The sequence below is a fragment of the Allotamlana fucoidanivorans genome, assembly GCF_006265225.1.
GTDB lineage: Bacteria > Bacteroidota > Bacteroidia > Flavobacteriales > Flavobacteriaceae > Allotamlana > Allotamlana fucoidanivorans.
Genome location: NZ_VDCS01000110.1, coordinates 1 through 287, shown reverse-complemented (window position 1 = coordinate 287; position 287 = coordinate 1). Strand labels below are relative to the sequence as shown.

Here is a 287-nt window from a genome sequence, read left to right as displayed (position 1 = left end):
TCGATAGACTGATTGGTAAAATCATGCGATACGCTCGGTGAACACCCCCCCGCTAAACTGTTATTTATAATAGCTGTTTGATTAGTTACCCAAGCTGCGATATCAGCATCCAGTGCATTTTGAGCAGCAGTAGGATCCGCATTATCAAACTCACAGGCATCCGCACTATCATCGCTAGGCGCATCATAGCTTACTGCTTGCGGTTGTGTTAGGGTATATGTAGCAGTAGGATTAGTAGAGCCACAGATATCTTCTACCGTCCAGGTAATGGTTACCGTACCTCCCGT

General features: G+C 46.0%; 1 protein-coding gene. It reads right to left on the bottom strand.

Annotated elements, in window-relative coordinates:
* On the bottom strand, positions 1-287 hold a 287-nt coding region (locus FGF67_RS17350; protein ID WP_158293254.1), incomplete at both ends, for a hypothetical protein.